This is a genomic window from Nonomuraea sp. NPDC048882, from assembly GCF_040649755.1.
GTDB lineage: Bacteria > Actinomycetota > Actinomycetes > Streptosporangiales > Streptosporangiaceae > Nonomuraea > Nonomuraea maheshkhaliensis.
In genome coordinates this window covers 45,885-63,220 of sequence record NZ_JBEZGB010000001.1, presented here as the reverse complement: position 1 = coordinate 63,220, position 17,336 = coordinate 45,885, and the positions used below count along the sequence as shown (strand labels likewise).

The window sequence follows — 17,336 nt, the reverse complement described above, 5'->3', positions numbered from 1 at the left end:
TAACAATGTCAAGAGTTGTAGGTACTAATCTGATTTCTGTTGGTATAAGTTGTGTTGGTCGACTGTTACTGATACTTCGGTCTGCGCCGGCTTTGTGTGAGCGAGGGAGATGCCCGGATGACCAAGCGCCACGCGCACGAGATCGTCGCCGATTCTCTGCGCACGCAGATCCTGGACGGCCGGTACAAACCAGGCGAGCGGCTGCCGTCGGAGGAGGCGCTCACCGACGAGTACGGCGTCAGCAGGAACACCGTCAGAGTGGCGCTCGACCGCCTGGCCGCGGCCAACCTCATCACCCGGCGCCGCGGCTCGGGCAGCTACGTCAACGTGGAGATCGGCATCAGCCACTCGCTCGGCAGCCTGCGCAGCTTCACCACGCTGCTGCGCGACCTCGGGCTTGAGCCGGGCATCACCGGGGTCGAGATCCGCCGCGACCCCGCCCCGCCGCTGGAGATCCTCGGCTTCCTCCCCTCCGAGGCCGTGTGGCTGGTCCGCAGGGTGCGCACGGGCTCCGGCTCCCCGTTCGCGCTGCTCGACTCCTGGCTCCCCGACCGGATCGGCTCCCGCATCGACCCCGAGGTGCTGGCGGAGCGCCAGTCGCTCTACGCCTCCCTCGCCGAGGACCTCGACACCCGGGTCGCGGAGGCCACCGAGAGCATCCACGCCGAGGCCGCCGACGAGCGGGAGGCGGGCGTGCTCGGCGTCCCGGTCGGCAGCCCGCTCATCGTCATCAGGCGGTGGACGTACGACCGGGCGGGGCGGCCGGTGGAGTACACCCGCTCGGCGGCCCGCGGCGACCGCTACCGTTACGTGGTCAAACTGCGCGCCTGACCTGTGCGGGGGCGGGGGCTCCCGGGTGTGCCGCGCCTGTCATCATGACCGCCATGACCAGAATCCTCACCCGTGGCGACCTGCTCACCCTGCTCGATCCTGACGCCTGTCTCGCGGCCCTGCGCGACGGTTTCGTTCAAGACGGTGACGCAGGGTTTCCCGGGCAGAGGATCCGGACGGAGCTACCGTTCCCCGGTACGGCCACCGCGCTGATCCCCGGTCTGCTGCCCGGGATCGACGCGTACACGGTGAAGGTCAACGCCAAGTTCCCGGCGGCCCGCCCGGCGCTGCGCGGGGTCATCTGCCTGCACGACGGCCAGGACGGCGAGCTCCTGGCGCTGCTCGACAGCGCCACCATCACGGCGTGGCGCACCGGCCTGGCCGCCGCCCTCGGCACCGACGCCCTGGCCGCCCGGGGAAGCGATCTCGCGGGCGACGGCTCGGGCGAGGTCGCGGGGCAGGTCTCGGGCGACGGCGTGGGCGATGTCGTGGGTGTGGTCGGTGCGGGGGCTCAGGCGGACCTGGTGGTGACCGGACTGCGGCGGCTGCGTCCCGTCAGCGACCTGATCATTCATGACGTGTCCCCGGAACGGGCCGCCGCCTTCCGCGACCGGCACGGCGGCCGGCTCGCGGGCTCGGCGGCCGAGGTCGCCGCCCACGCCTCCATCGTGGTGCTCGCCACCTGGTCCCGTACCCCGCTGCTGACCCTCTCCGACGTCCGCCCCGGCCGGCACCTGACCACACTCGGCGTGGACGAACCGGGCAAGCAGGAACTGGCGCCGTCCATGCTGCGGGCCGCCGACGTACTCGCCGTAGATGATCGGCCGCTCGCCGCCGCCATGGGCGTCCTCGCCGCGGCGGACCTGCCGGCGGAGGCGGCGCACGCCACTCTCGGCGAGATCCTGCGCGGCGACCACCCGGGCCGCACCGACCCCGATCAGGTCACGGTGTACGGTCCGGTGGGCCTGCCCTGGCAGGACCTCGCCCTCAGCCTGCTGGCCTACCGCGAAGCCGAACGACGCGACCTCGGCCTCACGGTCGACCTCCTCGGCGACTCCTGAACCCGGCCCTCGCTCCTGGGAGCGCCACTGTCGATGAACGATGTTCATCGAATGACTATTATTCTTTATATGAACGGTGTTCATTTGGTGCTATCGTCGGGTCATGGCCAAGAAGAGCACGTCGCGCGGCATCGTCTCCCGTGACGAGTGGGCGGCACAGGTCGCGGCGCTGACCGAGACGCCCGGTGCGTCACGTCCCCGCAGGGAACCCCTCACGGCCGGCCGGATCGTGGCCGCCGCGCTGGAGCTGGTCGAGGCGGAAGGGTTCGACGAGCTGACGATGCGCCGGGTCGCCGCCGCGCTGAAGGCCAGCCCCGGAGCGCTGTACGTGCACGTGCGTGACAAGGCGGAACTCGACGACCTGATGATCGGCGAGCTGTGCTCACGGGTGACGCTGCCCCGGCCGGATCCCGCGCGGTGGACCGAGCAGGCCATTGACGTGTGCGGGCAGCTGCGCGACCAGTATCTCCGCTACCCGGGAATCTCGCGCGCCGCGCTCGCCGCCGCCCCGCACAGCCTGCACACGCTCCGGCTCAACGAGGGGATGCTGGCGATCCTGCTGGCCGGAGGGGCGTCGTTGCGGAGCGCCGCGTGGGCGGCGGACGCGGCGTTCCTCTACGTCGGCGCCTACAGCGCCGTGTCGCTGCGGCGCTATCCCGAGGAGGACGCCGGCGAACAGGCCGCGACCAGGGCCGAGGTCGTCGAGCGCCTGGGCATGCTGCCGCCGGACCGCTTCCCGATCACGGTCGCGCACGCGGAGGAGCTGACCTCAGGCGAGGGCCACGCGCGGTTCGACTTCACCCTCGGCCTGCTCTTCGGCGGCCTCACTCCATAAGACGGACCGTGCGTCGGCATGCGCGTCCGGCATGCGTGTCCGGCATGCGTACAGGAGAAGGAGCATCATGAAGGCAGCACAGTTCAGCCGGTACGGAGGGCCGGAGGTCCTGGAGATCGTGGACCTTCCCGACCCGCATCCAGGCCCCGGCCAGGTCCGGATCGTGGTGCACGCGGCCGGGATCAGCGCGACGGACGTCAAGCTGCGCGCGGGCACGCTGACGTTCGGCGCGGAGCTGCCCCAGACGACCGGCCGCGACGTCGCCGGGGTCGTCGACGAGGTCGGCGCGGGCGTGACCGCCGTGGCCGTGGGCGACCGAGCCCTGGCCCCCGGCGGCGTCGACGCCGCGCTCGACGGCGCCAAGGAGCACGGCGTGCACTTCAGCAACGGGTTCGTCGACGGGCACGCCTTCCACTCGCTGGCCGAGGTGGGCGAACTCATTGCAAGCGGGCGGTTCTGGCTCCCCGTGGAGCGGACCTTCCCGCTCGCCGAGATCGCCCGGGCCCGTCATGTCAGCGAGCATGGTCACGTACGGGGCAGGCTGGTGCTGGTGATCCGCTGACGGCGCTCCGCCGGCGGGTGCGACCGCGGTGCGACGAAGGCACGGACGAGGAGAATCACCGGCATGCACGTGGACCTGAACCTGCTCACCGTGCTCGACGCCCTGCTCGAAGAGGGCAGCGTGATGGGGGCGGCCGAGCGGCTGGGATTGTCGTCGCCCGCGGTCAGCCGGACCCTCGGCAGGCTGCGCAAGGTCACCGGCGACGACATTCTCGTCCGTACCGGTCACACGATGACCCCTACCCCGTACGCGCTGGCGATCAGGGAGGACGTGCACCGGCTGGTCGGGCAGGCGCACGACGTGCTCGCGCCGGCCCGCCGCCCCGACCTGGCCACGCTGGAACGCACGTTCACGATCCGGTGCCACGACGCGCTCGCCGCCACGCTCGTGCCCGCGCTGGTCGCCAGGATCCAGGAGCAGGCCCCCGCCGTACGGCTCCGGGTCCTGGGCGAGCACTCCGCCGACACCGACGACCTGCGGCACGGGCGCGTCGACCTGGAACTCGGCGGCGGCCGGCCCGATCAGCCCGAGTTCAGGTCGCAGCCGCTCGGGCACGATCCGCTCGTCGTGGCGATGCGCCCTGACCACCCGTGCGCCGGCGGCCTCGACGTGCGCGCGTACGCGGCGCGACCGCACGTGGTGGTCTCGCGGCGGGGCCGTCTCACCGCGCCGATCGACGACGTGCTGACCGCCCAGGGCCTGCGCCGCCGGGTGGTCGCGGCCGTGGCGAGCCTGCCCGTGGCCCTGCTCATGGCGCGCGGGAGCGAGGTGCTGGTCACCTGCACGGAGCGGCTCAGCCGCCCGTACGTCGAGGCGTTCGGGCTGGTCGTCCGGCCGCTGCCGGTGGAGTTCCCGGCGGCGGTGATCAGCTGTAACTGGCACCAGCGCTACGACTCCGACCCCGCCCACGCCTGGCTGCGCGACCAGGTACGGGCCTGCCTGGCGGAGATCGTCTAAGCGGGCAGCGGCAGGGCCACGGCGCCGGGGAAGCGGGGCGACTCGGCCTCGTCCAGCATGGCCGCCGCGACGCTCTCGCGGCTGACCTTCGCGCCGAGGTCGAACGGTGGCGCGGCGTCCAGCCCGACCGTGCGCCTGCCCGGATCCTCCGGCCCGTCGCCGAGCACCCCGGCGTGGAAGACCGTGCCCCCAGCGGCGAGCACGGCGCCGTCGGCCGCGACCTTGTCCGCGAGCCGGTCGCCCAGCAACCGCACGAGGACGCCCGCGCCCGGTCCCGCCACGCCGGCGGAGTCGCCCGTGCCGTAGGCGCCGAGCCAGATGACCCGCCGCGGCCCGGCCGCGAGGACCGACTTGGCGCCGGCGAGCAGGACGCCCGCCTGCTCGGTGCCGAGTGCGGACAGGACGACGGAGTCGCCGCCGACGATCGCGGCGATGCTCGCCGGATCGTGCACGTCACCGGCCACCTTGGTCAGGCCGGGCGTGTCGGGCAGCGCGATGCGCGCGGGGTCGCGGGCGATGGCCGTGACGGTGTGGCCGCGCCGCAGCGCCTGCCGGGTGAGGGCGAGTCCGGTACGGCCCGAGGCCGCGAGAACGGTGAGATGCATGCCCGAGACGCTAGGCACTCAGCTAAATAACGGCAAATGCAACTGATGGAACGAATGATTTACCGAGACGCAATCCGTGGCTTCACTCCAGGCCGGCCACGGCGGCCATGATGTGGCGGATGCGCTCGCGGAGCAGCTGATGCGTGCGGTCGTGGTGGTTGCGGGGATGCCACGCCATGCCGATCGTCACGGCGGGCAACGTCAACGGGATCGGGAACGTACGCAGCCCGAGCGTGTCCAGCATCGGCCGCCCCAGCCGGCCCGGAGCCACGCAGACGACGTCGGTCTCGCGGGCCAGGAACAGCGCCCCCGCGAACGTCGGCACCACGGCGACCACCCGCCGGCGCAGGTCCAGGCCGGCCAGCTGCTCGTCGATCGGGCCGTGCGCCCGCCCGCGCCGCGACACCACGATGTGATCGGCCGCGGCGAACCCCTCGGGCGTGACGGCCGCCGCCTCCGCCAGCGGGTGGCCCGGCCGCACCGCGCCGACCAGCTCCTCCGTGACCAGCGTCGCCATGCGGATCTCGGGATCGCCGGGGCGGATCATCCCGATCTCCAGATCGACCAGCCCTTCGCGCAGGGCCGGGGTGTCCTCCAGGTTCTCCGGCCGCAGCCGCAGCGAGATGCCCGGCGCCTCGACGCGCAGGTCGTCGATGAGGGCCGGGATGAACGTCGTGGACAACATGTCGGTGACCTGGATGTCGAACACGCGCACCGCCGTACGCGGATCGGCCGCTGTCGAAGGCGCGAACAGGGCCCGCGCCCGGGTGGCGATCGCGTGGGCCTCGCCGCGCAGCTCCAGGGCCCGGGGCGTGGGCACGAGATCGCGCCCGGCGCGTACGAGCAGCGGATCGTCGAAGGCGCGGCGCAGCCGCGACAGGGCCCGGCTCATCGCCGGCGCCGACGTGTGCAGGCGCGCCGCCGCCTTCGTCACGCTGTTCTCGGCGAGCAGCGCGTCCAGCGCCTCGATCAGGTTGAGATCGACGTGGTCCATCCGCCGATTATCACACGCGAAAAGACTCCATACCGATGTTGCACTGGTGCTAATCCGGAGCCGTTCCTACGGTGGGCAGCGCGACAAGGAACGTGTGCCGAGAACGACCAAGGGGGCTGTGATGCGGGCTGTGCTGATCGGTGGCGGGATCGTGGGCTTGACGACCGGGCTCGCGCTGCGCCGTGCCGGGATCGAGGTGGTGATCTGTGAGCAGGCGCCGGAGATCCGCGCCGCGGGGGCCGGGCTGGGGCTGTGGGCCAACGCGCTTGCGGTGTTCGACGAACTCGGCATCGGCGACGAGGTACGCGCCGTCGGCAAACCCGCCGAGATGTACTTCCACGACCCGGCCGGGCGGCTGCTCGAAACCCCGGAGTTCGGGGCCGAGGACCATCGGTACCTGCTGGTGCACCGGGCGAAGCTGAACGACCTGCTCGCCGAGGCCGTGGGGCGCGCCAACATCCGCCTGGACACCGGGTTTCACGCCTACGACGAGCACGCGGACCACGTCACGGTCCGGCTGTCCGACGGCAGCGAGGAGAAGGGCGACGTGCTCGTCGGGGCGGACGGGGCGTACTCGGCGGTACGCGCGCAACTCGTGCCGGGCGCGGAGGCCCGCGAGCACGAGGGCCATCACGCCTGGCGCGCGGTCTTCCCGGCCCCGGCCGGCATCCCCGTGCCGGCCGACCGGCTGATCCTGGGCGGCAACGGCTGCCGGGGCGGCTACCTGCGCACCCAGGACGGGAACGTCTACTGGCTGGTCAACCAGTTCAACTCGCCCCCGCTGACCGGCACCCCGAAGCAGCAGGCCCTGGAACGGGCCGCCCACCTGGAGGAGGACGGGCGCGACGGGACCCTGAGCCGGCTGATCGCCGCCACGCCGGACGAGGTGATCCTGCACAACCAGATCATGCTCGTGCCGCCGCTGCCGCACTGGGTCTCCGGGCGGGTCGTGCTGGCCGGCGACTCGGCCCACGCGATGTCGCCGCACATCACCGCCGGCGCGACACTGGGCATCGAGGACGCCGCCCTGCTCGGGCGCCTGCTCAGCCCCGGCTGCGACGTACCCGCCGCGCTCGCCGCCTACGAGGCCGCCCAGATCCCGAGGTACGCGCACGTCGCGCGACTGTCGGCGGCGGTCGAGCACGCGCCCACGCCGCGGGACTTCGCGCGGAACTACGCCGCCTTCAGCCACTGGATGATCACTCCCCAGCGGGTGGAGACGGCATGACGTTCACCGTCGAGGTGGACGTGCCGGTGCCGATGCGTGACGGCATCGCCCTCGCCACCAACGTCTGGCGGCCCGCGGGCCCGGGACCGTTTCCCGCGCTGCTGGTCCGCACCCCCTACGGAAAGGACGACGCCGGACTGTACGGCAACCCGAAACTGCCGGACGTGTTCGCCTTCGTGGCCGCCGGTTACGCGGTGGTGGCGCAGGACGTCCGGGGGACCTCGCGCTCGCCGGGGATCTTCGTGCCGCACGCGAACGAGGGCCGCGACGGCGCCGACACGCTCGCCTGGCTGGCCGCGCAGCCGTGGTGCGACGGGGCGGTCGGGATGTGGGGCGGGTCGTACATGGGGTTCGCGCAGTGGGAGGCGGCCGTGCTCGGGGCGCCGGCGCTGCGGGCCATCGCGCCCGTGATGAGCTCCGCCGATCCGTACGCGGCGCCGTGGTATTCGCCGGGCGGTGCGCTGTCACAGGACGCCGTCCTGACCTGGGCCACCCTCTCGGCCCTGCGCAACCTGCGCCGCACCCTCGCCGACAAGAAAGGCGACGGCGGCGCTGACGGGCACGGCGACGATGCGGGTCACGGTGCCGGCGACGGTCATGGCGGGCAGGGTGACGGGCAAGATGGCGGGCAAGATGGCGGGCAGGATGGCGGGCAGGGTCACGGCGACGGTGATGGTCACGGGCACGATGACGTCGCCGATGTCGGCAGGCTCATGTCGGGGTTGTCCGATCCTGGGCTGCTGCACGACCCGCTGCCGCTCGCCGACCGTGTCGCGCTGACCCGGCACCTGCCCTGGGCCGGCCAGGTGCTCGGGCATCCGGAACGGGACGCGTTCTGGCAGGAGATCGCCGCGATCGACCGCTGCGCCGACATCACCGTCCCCGCGCTGCACGTGGGCGGCTGGTACGACGTGTTCATCCGCGAGACCGTCCGGTCGTACACGATGATGCGCCGCCACGGCGGCAGCGCGGACGCCCGGGACGGCCAGCGGATGGTCATCGGCCCCTGGTGCCACGCCGACGGCATGGACCTCGGCACCTTCCCCGACCGGTCGTTCGGGCTCGAAGGGAGCATCAAGACCGCCGACGTCACGGGCGCACACCTGCGCTTCTTCGACCGCTGGGTCCGCGACCGAACGGACACCCCCGACGACGCCAACCCCGCCAACCCCGCCAGCGCCGGCGGCGCCGGTGCCGGTGCCTCCGACGACACGCACAGGGTGCGCATCTTCGTCATGGGCGTCGACCGGTGGCGTGACGAGGTGGACTGGCCGTTGCCCGGCACCCGCCACACCCCCTTCTTCCTCGACGGAGCCGGTCGCGCCAACACCGCCGCCGGAGACGGCCTCCTGACGCACGACGTCCCGGAGACGGAGGCGGCCGACACCTTCCGGTACGACCCGCGCCACCCGGTTCCGACACTGGGCGGCACCGTGCTGGCCGCCGTACCCGGCTCCTACCCGGGACCGGCCGACCAGGCGGCGGCCGAGGCGCGCGAGGACGTGCTGTGCTTCGCCACCCCCGTCCTGGATCGTCCCGTCGAGGTCACCGGCCACGTCAGCCTGGTCCTGCACGTCTCCTCCTCCGCCCCGGACACCGACTTCACCGGCAAGCTCGTGGACGTGCACCCCGACGGCAGGGCGATCCTGCTGTGCGAGGGCATCCAGCGCGCCCGCTACCGGGGGTCGCTCACCGAGCCCGCGCTGATGGAGCCGGGGACCGTTTACGAGCTGAGCATCGACCTGGGCGTCACCTCGAACGTCTTCCTGCCCGGGCACCGCATCCTGCTGGAGGTCTCCAGCAGCAACTTCCCCCGCTACGACCGCAACACCAACACGGGCACGACGATCGCCACCGACGGCCCGGACGACCTGGTCGTGGCGGTCAACCGGGTCCACCACGGCCCGCGCCATCCCAGCCGCCTGGTCCTGCCCCTGATCGAACGCCCCAGCCCGGAACGCCCCGAGCCAGAACGCCCGGACCCAGAACACGCGGCCCTGGAACGGGCGGACTCGGAACCCACAACGAAGATCGCGGAAGCGGAGGCACGGCCATGACCACGCTGGAGGAGCTGGCCGACCGGGCGGCCGTGGCCGACGTCGTCGCCGGTCTCGCCCACGCCCAGGACGACCGCGACTGGACGGCTCTGCGCCGGCTGTTCGCCGACGAGGTGCTGCTGGACCTGTCGACCCACCACCACGGCCGGCCGCCGACGACCGTGACGGCCCCCGACCTGGTCGAGCTGGCCAGAAAGACGCTGGACGGCTTCGACTGCACCCACCACGCCGCCTCCAACCTCGTCGTACGGCTCTCGGACGGCGAGGCGGAGTGCCGTACGCACATGGTCGCCTACCACCACGTCCCCGCGGACCCCGGTGTCGTCGACCACTGCACGATGCGCGGCTACTGGCAGCTCAGGCTGCGCAAGCTCGGCGGACGCTGGCTGATCACCCACTGGGCGGTGGTGCGCACGGGCCCGTGGGAGGGATCTCCCGACGCCTACGCGCTCGCCGCCGCCCGTGTCACTCCCCGCTCCGACGACCGCCCCGAAGGATGAGCACCGATGTTCTACGAGATCCGCACCGAGCACGCCCGCCCCGGCCGCGGCGCCGAGCTGGCGAGCTACATGGACGAGGTCGTCATCCCGCTGCACCAGGAGCTGGGGATGCGCGTGGCAGGCGCGTTCACCGTGATCGGCGACGAGGACGCGTTCGTCTGGATCCGCCGCTTCGAAGACACCGCCGACCGCGAACGCGTCCTGGAGGCCGTCCACGGTGATCCCCGGTGCGCGGCCGTGGCCGAGACCGTCGCCGAGCTGACGGACGGAAGCGAGTCCATGACCAGGCTGGAACCCGCCCCCGGCTCCGCACTCCGCTGACCCGCCGAACACGTGACCCGCCGAACACCTGACCCGGGCACGCCCGACCCCGCCGAACGCCGTGCCCCGTACCCGTACCGAGGAGGACACACCGTGAACGTGACCGCCGCGTACCGGCAGAGCCGGGACCAGCTGCTGCGCCTGCGCGAGGAGCACGACCGCGCCGTGGCCGAGTTCCGCTGGCCGGAGCTCGGGACGCGGTTCAACTGGGCGGTGGACTGGTTCGACGCCGTCGCGAGCGGCGACGACCGCCCGGCCCTCGTCGTCGTACGGGAGGACGGCTCCGCGACAGAACGCACCTTCGCCGAAATGTCCCGCGCCTCCGACCGCCTGGCGACCTGGCTGGCCACGGCCGGCGTCCGCAAGGGCGACCCGGTCCTGCTGATGCTCGGCAACCAGGTCGAGCTGTGGGAGTCGATGCTGGCCGTCATGAAGCTGGGCGCGGTCATCCTGCCCACCACGACCGCGATGGGTCCCGAGGACCTCACGGACCGGATCTCCCGTGGCCGCGTCCGGCACGTGATCTGCGACGCCGCGCACACCGGCGCGTTCGACCGGGTGCCCGGCGGCTACACGCGGATCAGCGCCGGCGCCGCCGAGGGCTGGTCCGACCTGCGGGCGGCCGCGGAGCTGGAGCACACGAGGGTCGCGCACCCGGGCACCGCGCCGGACGACCCGCTGCTGCTCTACTTCACCTCCGGCACCACGTCACGGCCCAAGCTGGTCGAGCACACGCAGGTGTCCTACCCGGTCGGCCACCTGTCCACGATGTACTGGCTGGGCCTGCGCCCCGGCGATGTGCACCTGAACCTCTCCTCACCCGGCTGGGCCAAGCACGCCTGGTCCAGCTTCTTCGCGCCGTGGATCGCCGAGGCGACCGTCGTCGTCTGCGACTACCGCCGCTTCGACCCGGTGACGCTGCTGGAGCAGCTGCGCGATCGTGAGGTCAGCTCGTTCTGCGCCCCGCCGACCGTCTGGCGGATGCTGATCAACGCCGACCTCGGCGCGCGCCCGGCCGCGCTGCGCGAGGTGATCAGTGCGGGGGAGCCGCTCAACCCCGAGGTCATCGAACGGGTACGCCGCGCCTGGGGCCTGACCGTGCGCGACGGGTTCGGCCAGACCGAGACCACCGCCCAGGTGGGCAACCCTCCAGGCGCCGCGGTCCGGGCCGGATCGATGGGACGGCCGCTGCCCGGCGTCCCGGTCGTCCTGGTGGACCCGGTCGCCGGCGGCCTGGTCACGGGAGCGGGCGAAGGGGAGCTGTGCCTCGACCTGTCGGCCCGGCCACTGCCGCTCATGACCGGCTACCGGGACGACGCCGGCCGCGCCGCCGGCGCGATGAGCGGCGGCTACTACCACACCGGTGACGTGGCCGCCCGCGACGCCGACGGCTACATCACCTACATCGGCCGCACCGACGACGTGTTCAAGGCGAGCGACTACAAGATCAGCCCGTTCGAGCTCGAATCGGTGCTCATCGAGCATCCGGCGGTCGCCGAGGCCGCGATCGTGCCCGCGCCGGACCCGGTCCGGCTGGCCGTGCCCAAGGCGTACGTCGCGCTGGCGCCCGGTCACGAGCCGACGCGGGAGACGGCGCTGTCGATCCTGCGGTACGCCCGTGAGCACCTCGCCCCTTACCAGCGGGTCCGGCGGATCGAGTTCTACGACCTGCCCAAGACCATCTCCGGCAAGATCCGGCGCGTCGAGCTCAGGAACCGGGAGCGGGAGCTGGCCGACGGCGCAGGGGCGAGCGCCGAATGGCGCGACGACCAGCTCCCCGGCCTCACTCCCCCTGACGCACCGACACGATCCGCCGGTGCGACGCACCGGACCTTCCGGAGGGACTCCCCGTGACGATCCATCCGCACTCCCCGACGACGACAGGCGGCACCCCATGATCGACTGGCTGGAGCTCGCCGAATCGCTCATCACCTCACCCTGGCTGTACGCGGTGCTCATCGCCGTGTCCTGCCTCGACTCCTTCCTCCCGCTGATCCCGAGCGAGGCCGTCGTGGTCGTCGCCGGCGTCTACGCCGCCACCGGCAAGACCGACCTCCTGCTCGTCATCGCCGCCACAACGCTCGGCGCGTTCCTCGGCGACATGGTCCCGTACGTCGTCGGCCGGCTGCTCGGGCCGCGCGTGCTCAAACGGCTGCCGCCCGGCACCAAGCGGCGGCGGGCACACGACTGGTTCACCCGGCAGCTCGACGCCCGTGGCGGCTTCGTCCTGGTGACCACCCGGTTCATCCCGGTCGGGCGCTATCTGGCCACCTTGTCCACAGGGATTGTCGGTTACCCGCTGGGCGCGTACATGGCCTTCGTCGGGTTCGCCACCGCCACCTGGAGCGCCTACACCGTGCTCACCGGCTATCTCGGCGGCGTCATCTTCCAGGACAACACGCTGCTCGCCATCGCCGTCGGGCTTGCGCTCGCGTTCCTGGTCACCGGCGTCATCGAGGCCGTCCGCCATCTGCGCCGGCGCGGCGGCGCCGTCGCTGAGACGACCACCGGCTGAGGAGCAGGTCATGACCGGGACCCGGGGCCGGGTGCGCGAGCTGTTCGTCTACCCGGTGAAGGGGCTCAGCGCGCAACCGCTGGAGCGCGCCGAGCTGCGGCCGGGCGAAGGGTTTCGGTACGACCGGAGGTACGCCCTCGCCCGCCCGGACGGCGCGTACCGGCCGGGAATCCAAGAGGGGCTGTCGAAGCGGGAGTTCTTCGCCCTGGTCTCGGACCACCGCCTGGCCGGGCTCGGCACCCACCTCGACACCGCGACCGACGTCCTCACCGCCCGCGTCGCCGGCCACGAAGTGCTCAGGGCCGACCTGCGCACCGAGCGGGGGCGCGACGGCGCGGAGCGCTTCTTCGCCCGCGTCCTCGACCTGCCCGCCGGGGTGACGCCGCTGCTCGCGCGGGAGCCGGGCCGGCGCTTCACCGACGCGGCCGCGGCCGGGGACGGGCCGATGGGCTGGATCTCGCTGGTCAACCTGGCCTCGGTGCGCGACCTGGAGTCACGTACGGGCAGCGTGATCGATCCGCGCAGGTTCCGGGCCAACGTCCTCGTGGACGGCCTGCCCGCCTGGTCCGAGCTGGAGCTGATCGGCCGGGAGTTCGCCTTGGGCGGTGTGCGCGTCCGAGCCGTGCACCGGACCAGGCGCTGCGCCGCGACCGAGGTCGATCCGGACACCGGCCGCCGCGACCTGCCGGTGGTCACCATGATCGACAGAACGTACGGGCACCAGCTCATGGGCGTGCACCTGGAGGTTCTCACCGCCGGACGCGTGGAGCGGGACAGTGCGCTCGTCCTCTGAGCTGCGCCTTCGGGTCTGCGAGGCGATCGACCTCACGCCGACCGTGCGCCGTTTCGTCCTGCGGGACCCGGACGGAGGCGTGCTGCCGGCGTACGAGCCGGGCGCACATGTCGTGGTGACCACCCCGGCCGGGCACAGACGCGGCTACAGCCTGGTCGAACCGGGCGGCCCCCGGCCCAGGGAGTACGTCGTGTGCGTGCGCCGCGACGACGCCGGCCGGGGCGGGTCCGCGAGCATGCACCACGACGTGACGGCGGGGAGCGAACTCGTGGTCTCCGCCCCGGCCAACGGGTTCCCGCTCGAACCGTCGCTCCGCTACCTGTTCATCGCCGGCGGCATCGGCATCACGCCGATCAGGGCGATGCTGCGCCGGCTGCGCGCCGGGGGCCGCACCGGCGTACGGCTGCTGTACCTGACGCGGTCGGCGGCGGAGACCCCGTTCCTGCACGAGTTCCGCGGCCCCGAGGACACCGTGCACCACAGCGACGACCACGGGCCGCTCGACCTGTGGCCCCACCTCGCCGTGCCGGACGACGACGTGCGCGTCTACTGCTGCGGGCCCGCTCCGCTCATGCGGGCCGTGCGGACGCTGACCGCGCACTGGCGGGCGAGCCGGATCCACATGGAGGAGTTCACGGCCGCCGGCACCGGGATGTCGCTGCCGTTCACCGCCGTCTGGGCTCCCGACGGGCGCCGGGTGCACGTGCCCGCGCACCTGTCGCTGCTGGCCGCGCTGCGCCGTGACGGCGTGCGCGTCGAATCGTCCTGCGAGGCGGGCAGCTGCGGTACGTGCCGGCTCGCGGTCCTCGACGGCGAGGTGGATCACCGTGACGCGGTGTCCAGCGCGGAAGAGCGGCTTGGGACCATGGTGGCCTGTGTGTCGCGGGCCGCGTCGCCGGAGATCGTCGTCGGCCCCCACGAGAACGAGGAGCCGGCTTGACCATTCACGAACTGCATCCCGGGTCGGGAACCACGATCGACGTGTTCGACCGCGACACGCCGCCCGCGCTCAGCGTGGACCCGGGTGACACCGTCGTCGTCGGCTCGCTCGACGCCTCCGGCCACCTCGAACGCCAGCGCACGCCGGGGGAGCGGCGGCCGACCATGTTCACGGACCGGCGCGGCCACTGCCTCACCGGTCCCGTCGAGGTGCGCGGCGCGGCACCGGGCGACGTGCTGGCCGTCCGCATCGACTCGGTCAGGCCGGGGGAGTGGGGCTGGACCATCGCGGGCGCCAAGGACAACGCGCTGAACCGGGCGCTCGGGCTCACCGGGGAGCCGTCCTGGCTGCTGTGGGAGATCGACGCCGACGCCGGGACCGCCACCAGCGACCGAGGCCACACCGTACGGACCGCGCCGTTCCTCGGCGTGATCGGCCTGCCGCCCGCCGAGCCAGGACCGCACTCCACGATCCCGCCGCGCGCGGCCGGCGGCGGCAACATCGACTGCCGTGAGCTGACCGCGGGGGCGACGCTGTTCCTGCCGGTCACCGTGCCCGGCGCGCTGCTGCACCTCGGCGACGGGCACGCCGCGCAGGGCGACGGTGAGGTGTGCGGCACCGCGATCGAGTGCCCGATGACGACGGAGGTGACGCTCGACGTCGTCACCGCCCCTCCCGTGCCCGGCCCGCACGCGGTGACGCCGGGCGGGCGGGTCACGTTCGGGTTCGACGCCGACCTCAACGCGGCGATGATGGAGGCGCTCGCCGCGATGCTCACCTGGATGCAGCACCTGTACGACCTGGACAGGGGCACCGCCACGGCCCTGGCCAGCACGGTCGTGGACCTGCGCGTCACTCAGGTGGCGAACGAGACGTGGGGCGTGCACGCCGTCCTGCCCCACGACGCGATCACCTGAGCCGGGAGAAAGCACCGCAGGCCCCCGCGCCGGCCGCCCCCACGTCGGCCGGCGCGGGGGCGGGTCACTCCGAGACGGCCAGCTCGCGCTCGAAGCGCTCGCGCAGCGCGGCCTTCTCGGGCTCGGGCAGCCAGCACGCCTCCACCCCGGCCAGCGCCATCGCCCGCAACCGCTCCTCGGGCACGGCGAGCTCGTCGGCCAGGATCCGGTACTCCTGCGCCAGCGACGTCGGGAACATCCCGGGATCGTCGGAGGCCGGGATGACGTTCAGCCCGGCCGCGAGCATCGCCGCGATCGACGCCCGCCGCCACGGCCGCCACGAGCGCCGCGAGGTGGTCGAGATGACGGTGAACGGCACCTGCTCGTCCCTCAGCCTGGCCACGACCTCGTCGTCCTCCAGGACGAAGTAGCCGTGGTCGATCCGGTCGCAGCCGAGCACGTCCAGGCAGGTGATCGTGTTGACGGCGACCGGCGCGTGCTCGGAGGAGTGCGCGGTACGGCGCAGCCCGGCCGCCCCGGCCAGCCGGAAAGCGGCCTCGAACCGCTCGGGAGGACCGGCCGTCTCCAGGTTGTCCAGCCCGATGCCGGCCACGTAGTCGTGCGGATGCTCCACGACCGTGCGCACCCAGGAGAGCGCTTCCTCGCCCGTCCTGCTCCGGTCGACGGCCGCGATGAGCCGGCCCGACATGCCGAAGTCGCGCTCGGCCATCCTGATGCCCTCGGCGTACGCCTCGACCACCGTCGCGTAACCGAGCTTCTCCTGATGCTCGGTCAGCGCGTCGAACGACACCTCCAGATGCCGGGTGGCACTCGTCCTGTGCGCGTCCTCGAACGCCTCGTACGTGATCCTGGTCAGGTCGTCGGCGTCGCGCAGCACCTCGAGCACCCACGACGACACCTGGAACAGCGAGTACGACACCTCCGGCTCGTCCGCGCTCCTGCCCTGCGGCACCGGGATCCTGGTGTCCAGGTAGAGCGCCGGGTCCGGCGGCAGCGAGTTCACGTCCGCGTAGATCCGCTCCGGCGGGGCGGGCAGGCCGAGCCGCTCCCGCCTGGCCAGCTCGGCGAAGGTCGAGGCGCGCACGGTGCCGATGAGGTGACAGTGCAGATCGACCTTGGGCATCAGGTCGAGCCTCACTTGCCGGCCACCTCCCGGGTGAAGCGGTCCACCCACGTGGCGCGGGTGTCGACGAGCTGCGCGGGGTCGAGGGTCTTGAACCCGGCGGCCACCGGGTCCTTCGCCGCCTCACCGGTCACCTTGGCGATCTCGGGCGGGATCTCCGCCTTCGGGTTCGTGGGCAGGTCGCCGACGGTCTTCGCCATCGCGCTCTGCGCCTCGGCCGACAGCATGTAGTCGATCAGCTTCGCCGCCCCCTCGGGGTTGCGCGCGCCCTTGGGGATCATCGCCCGGTTCGTGGCCATGTAGCGGCCCTTGGCGGGCGCCGTCCAGGCGATCGGCTCGCCGGAGGAGACGAGCTTGGTGGCGAAGCCGCTCAGCGCGTCGGCGGCGACGATCTCGCCCTGGGTGAGCAGGTTCGTGACCTCGGTGGAGGAGGTGTAGAACTGCAGCACGTTCGGGGCCCAGCCGGCCAGCGTGCGCAGCGAGGTGTCGATGTCGTACGGGCCCTTGCCGTACGCCTCGCCGACCCCGGAGATCATCAGCTGCCCGGCGGTCACCGAGATGTCGGGCAGCGCCACCTTGCCCTTGTTCGCGGCGTCCGCGAAGAGGTTCCAGTCGGCGGCCTGCTTCTGGTCGAGCTGGTCGGTGTTGTAGATAATCCCGTTGAGCTGGTGGGTGTAGGCCGGCCCCTCGTAACCGCCCTCGGTCGCGAACGGCGCCAGCTCCTTGATGTTGGGCACGTCGACCTTCTGGAACAGGCCGTCCTTCTGCCCGAGCGCGGCGAAGTAGTCGGAGATCAGCACCACGTCCGCCTCCGGCTCGCCCTTGGCCAGCTTCAGCTTCGACAGCCGGTCGGCGTTCGACCCGGTGTCCAGCTCGACCTTGATCCCGGTCTGCTTGGTGAACGGGGTGATGACCGCCTGCTCGAACTCCTTCACCCCGAAGGGGAAGGTGCTGACGACGACGGTGTTCGCCTCCGCCTGCTGCTCGCCGGAGTTCGAGCCGGAGCATCCGGCCGCGGCGAGCACCATCAGGGCGGCGGCCAGTACGGCGCGGCGCGTGGGCATGGGATTCCTTCTTTCGGCGGGTTCAGCGAGGTT

18 protein-coding genes are annotated in these 17,336 nt (G+C 72.4%); 14 read left to right on the top strand and 4 right to left on the bottom strand.

Going from position 1 to position 17,336, the window contains the following annotated elements:
* Positions 1-117 precede the first annotated feature (117 nt).
* From AB0C27_RS00310 to AB0C27_RS00290, 5 genes are all read left to right on the top strand, one after another.
* On the top strand, positions 118-831 hold the full coding sequence (locus AB0C27_RS00310; RefSeq protein ID WP_346106667.1) for a GntR family transcriptional regulator: 714 nt from the start codon (positions 118-120) through the stop codon (positions 829-831).
* A gap of 53 nt (positions 832-884) precedes the next feature.
* Positions 885-1,892, top strand: a complete 1,008-nt coding sequence (locus tag AB0C27_RS00305; RefSeq protein ID WP_357835424.1) for an ornithine cyclodeaminase family protein — start codon at positions 885-887, stop codon at positions 1,890-1,892.
* A gap of 103 nt (positions 1,893-1,995) precedes the next feature.
* The gene (locus tag AB0C27_RS00300) at positions 1,996-2,727 is read left to right on the top strand and encodes a TetR/AcrR family transcriptional regulator (protein WP_357835421.1); all 732 of its coding nucleotides are present in this window, start codon (positions 1,996-1,998) and stop codon (positions 2,725-2,727) included.
* Between the two features lie 67 nt (positions 2,728-2,794).
* The gene (locus AB0C27_RS00295; RefSeq protein ID WP_357835418.1) at positions 2,795-3,289 is read left to right on the top strand and encodes a zinc-binding dehydrogenase; all 495 of its coding nucleotides are present in this window, start codon (positions 2,795-2,797) and stop codon (positions 3,287-3,289) included.
* A 63-nt stretch (positions 3,290-3,352) separates the two neighbouring features.
* Positions 3,353-4,246, top strand: a complete 894-nt coding sequence (locus AB0C27_RS00290; RefSeq protein ID WP_357835415.1) for a LysR family transcriptional regulator — start codon at positions 3,353-3,355, stop codon at positions 4,244-4,246.
* On the opposite strand, the gene AB0C27_RS00285 is transcribed toward AB0C27_RS00290, so the two are convergent.
* Both AB0C27_RS00285 and AB0C27_RS00280 read right to left on the bottom strand, forming a co-directional pair.
* Positions 4,243-4,851 (bottom strand): NAD(P)H-binding protein, encoded by a 609-nt coding sequence (locus AB0C27_RS00285; protein WP_357835412.1) that lies wholly within the window; start codon positions 4,849-4,851, stop codon positions 4,243-4,245. The two genes, AB0C27_RS00290 and AB0C27_RS00285, sit on opposite strands and share 4 nt — an antisense overlap.
* An 82-nt stretch (positions 4,852-4,933) precedes the next feature.
* Positions 4,934-5,845, bottom strand: a complete 912-nt coding sequence (locus tag AB0C27_RS00280; RefSeq protein ID WP_357835409.1) for a LysR family transcriptional regulator — start codon at positions 5,843-5,845, stop codon at positions 4,934-4,936.
* Between the two features lie 121 nt (positions 5,846-5,966).
* On the opposite strand from AB0C27_RS00280, the gene AB0C27_RS00275 reads away from it, so the two are divergent.
* The 9 genes from AB0C27_RS00275 (at position 5,967) to AB0C27_RS00235 (ending at position 15,116) form a co-directional block, all read left to right on the top strand.
* The gene (locus tag AB0C27_RS00275; RefSeq protein ID WP_357835406.1) at positions 5,967-7,073 is read left to right on the top strand and encodes an FAD-dependent monooxygenase; all 1,107 of its coding nucleotides are present in this window, start codon (positions 5,967-5,969) and stop codon (positions 7,071-7,073) included.
* Complete coding sequence (locus tag AB0C27_RS00270) at positions 7,070-9,130, top strand: CocE/NonD family hydrolase (RefSeq protein ID WP_357835403.1); 2,061 nt, start codon at positions 7,070-7,072, stop codon at positions 9,128-9,130. Before AB0C27_RS00275 ends, AB0C27_RS00270 begins: the two co-directional genes overlap by 4 nt.
* Positions 9,127-9,630: a nuclear transport factor 2 family protein gene (locus AB0C27_RS00265; protein WP_357835400.1), complete on the top strand. Its 504-nt coding sequence runs from the start codon at positions 9,127-9,129 to the stop codon at positions 9,628-9,630. The genes AB0C27_RS00270 and AB0C27_RS00265 overlap by 4 nt, the downstream gene beginning before the upstream one ends.
* 6 nt (positions 9,631-9,636) lie before the next feature.
* Positions 9,637-9,951: an NIPSNAP family protein gene (locus AB0C27_RS00260; protein ID WP_357835397.1), complete on the top strand. Its 315-nt coding sequence runs from the start codon at positions 9,637-9,639 to the stop codon at positions 9,949-9,951.
* 93 nt (positions 9,952-10,044) lie between these two features.
* Entirely contained in the window at positions 10,045-11,805 is a 1,761-nt protein-coding gene (locus AB0C27_RS00255; RefSeq protein WP_357835394.1) for an AMP-binding protein, read from the top strand.
* 40 nt (positions 11,806-11,845) lie between these two features.
* Positions 11,846-12,466, top strand: coding sequence for a DedA family protein (locus AB0C27_RS00250; protein WP_357835391.1), 621 nt, complete (start codon positions 11,846-11,848; stop codon positions 12,464-12,466).
* 10 nt (positions 12,467-12,476) lie between these two features.
* A complete protein-coding gene (locus tag AB0C27_RS00245) occupies positions 12,477-13,259 on the top strand; it encodes an MOSC N-terminal beta barrel domain-containing protein (RefSeq protein WP_357835388.1) in 783 nt (260 codons plus the stop codon).
* Positions 13,243-14,199 (top strand): PDR/VanB family oxidoreductase, encoded by a 957-nt coding sequence (locus AB0C27_RS00240; RefSeq protein WP_357835385.1) that lies wholly within the window; start codon positions 13,243-13,245, stop codon positions 14,197-14,199. The genes AB0C27_RS00245 and AB0C27_RS00240 overlap by 17 nt, the downstream gene beginning before the upstream one ends.
* Positions 14,196-15,116, top strand: a complete 921-nt coding sequence (locus AB0C27_RS00235) for an acetamidase/formamidase family protein (protein WP_357835382.1) — start codon at positions 14,196-14,198, stop codon at positions 15,114-15,116. Before AB0C27_RS00240 ends, AB0C27_RS00235 begins: the two co-directional genes overlap by 4 nt.
* Before the next feature lie 64 nt (positions 15,117-15,180).
* Here AB0C27_RS00235 and AB0C27_RS00230 read toward each other — a convergent pair whose 3' ends face one another.
* Together AB0C27_RS00230 and AB0C27_RS00225 are read right to left on the bottom strand one after the other, a co-directional pair.
* Positions 15,181-16,254 (bottom strand): hypothetical protein, encoded by a 1,074-nt coding sequence (locus AB0C27_RS00230; RefSeq protein WP_357835379.1) that lies wholly within the window; start codon positions 16,252-16,254, stop codon positions 15,181-15,183.
* Complete coding sequence (locus tag AB0C27_RS00225) at positions 16,251-17,303, bottom strand: polyamine ABC transporter substrate-binding protein (protein WP_357835376.1); 1,053 nt, start codon at positions 17,301-17,303, stop codon at positions 16,251-16,253. Before AB0C27_RS00225 ends, AB0C27_RS00230 begins: the two co-directional genes overlap by 4 nt.
* Positions 17,304-17,336 lie beyond the last annotated feature (33 nt).

Coding starts and splice junctions, on each gene's coding strand:
- AB0C27_RS00310 (WP_346106667.1), top strand. CDS start 118: ATGACCAAGCGCCACGCGCACGAGATCGTCGCCGATTCTCTGCGCACG.
- AB0C27_RS00305 (WP_357835424.1), top strand. CDS start 885: ATGACCAGAATCCTCACCCGTGGCGACCTGCTCACCCTGCTCGATCCT.
- AB0C27_RS00300 (WP_357835421.1), top strand. CDS start 1,996: ATGGCCAAGAAGAGCACGTCGCGCGGCATCGTCTCCCGTGACGAGTGG.
- AB0C27_RS00295 (WP_357835418.1), top strand. CDS start 2,795: ATGAAGGCAGCACAGTTCAGCCGGTACGGAGGGCCGGAGGTCCTGGAG.
- AB0C27_RS00290 (WP_357835415.1), top strand. CDS start 3,353: ATGCACGTGGACCTGAACCTGCTCACCGTGCTCGACGCCCTGCTCGAA.
- AB0C27_RS00285 (WP_357835412.1), bottom strand. CDS start 4,851: ATGCATCTCACCGTTCTCGCGGCCTCGGGCCGTACCGGACTCGCCCTC.
- AB0C27_RS00280 (WP_357835409.1), bottom strand. CDS start 5,845: ATGGACCACGTCGATCTCAACCTGATCGAGGCGCTGGACGCGCTGCTC.
- AB0C27_RS00275 (WP_357835406.1), top strand. CDS start 5,967: ATGCGGGCTGTGCTGATCGGTGGCGGGATCGTGGGCTTGACGACCGGG.
- AB0C27_RS00270 (WP_357835403.1), top strand. CDS start 7,070: ATGACGTTCACCGTCGAGGTGGACGTGCCGGTGCCGATGCGTGACGGC.
- AB0C27_RS00265 (WP_357835400.1), top strand. CDS start 9,127: ATGACCACGCTGGAGGAGCTGGCCGACCGGGCGGCCGTGGCCGACGTC.
- AB0C27_RS00260 (WP_357835397.1), top strand. CDS start 9,637: ATGTTCTACGAGATCCGCACCGAGCACGCCCGCCCCGGCCGCGGCGCC.
- AB0C27_RS00250 (WP_357835391.1), top strand. CDS start 11,846: ATGATCGACTGGCTGGAGCTCGCCGAATCGCTCATCACCTCACCCTGG.
- AB0C27_RS00245 (WP_357835388.1), top strand. CDS start 12,477: ATGACCGGGACCCGGGGCCGGGTGCGCGAGCTGTTCGTCTACCCGGTG.
- AB0C27_RS00225 (WP_357835376.1), bottom strand. CDS start 17,303: ATGCCCACGCGCCGCGCCGTACTGGCCGCCGCCCTGATGGTGCTCGCC.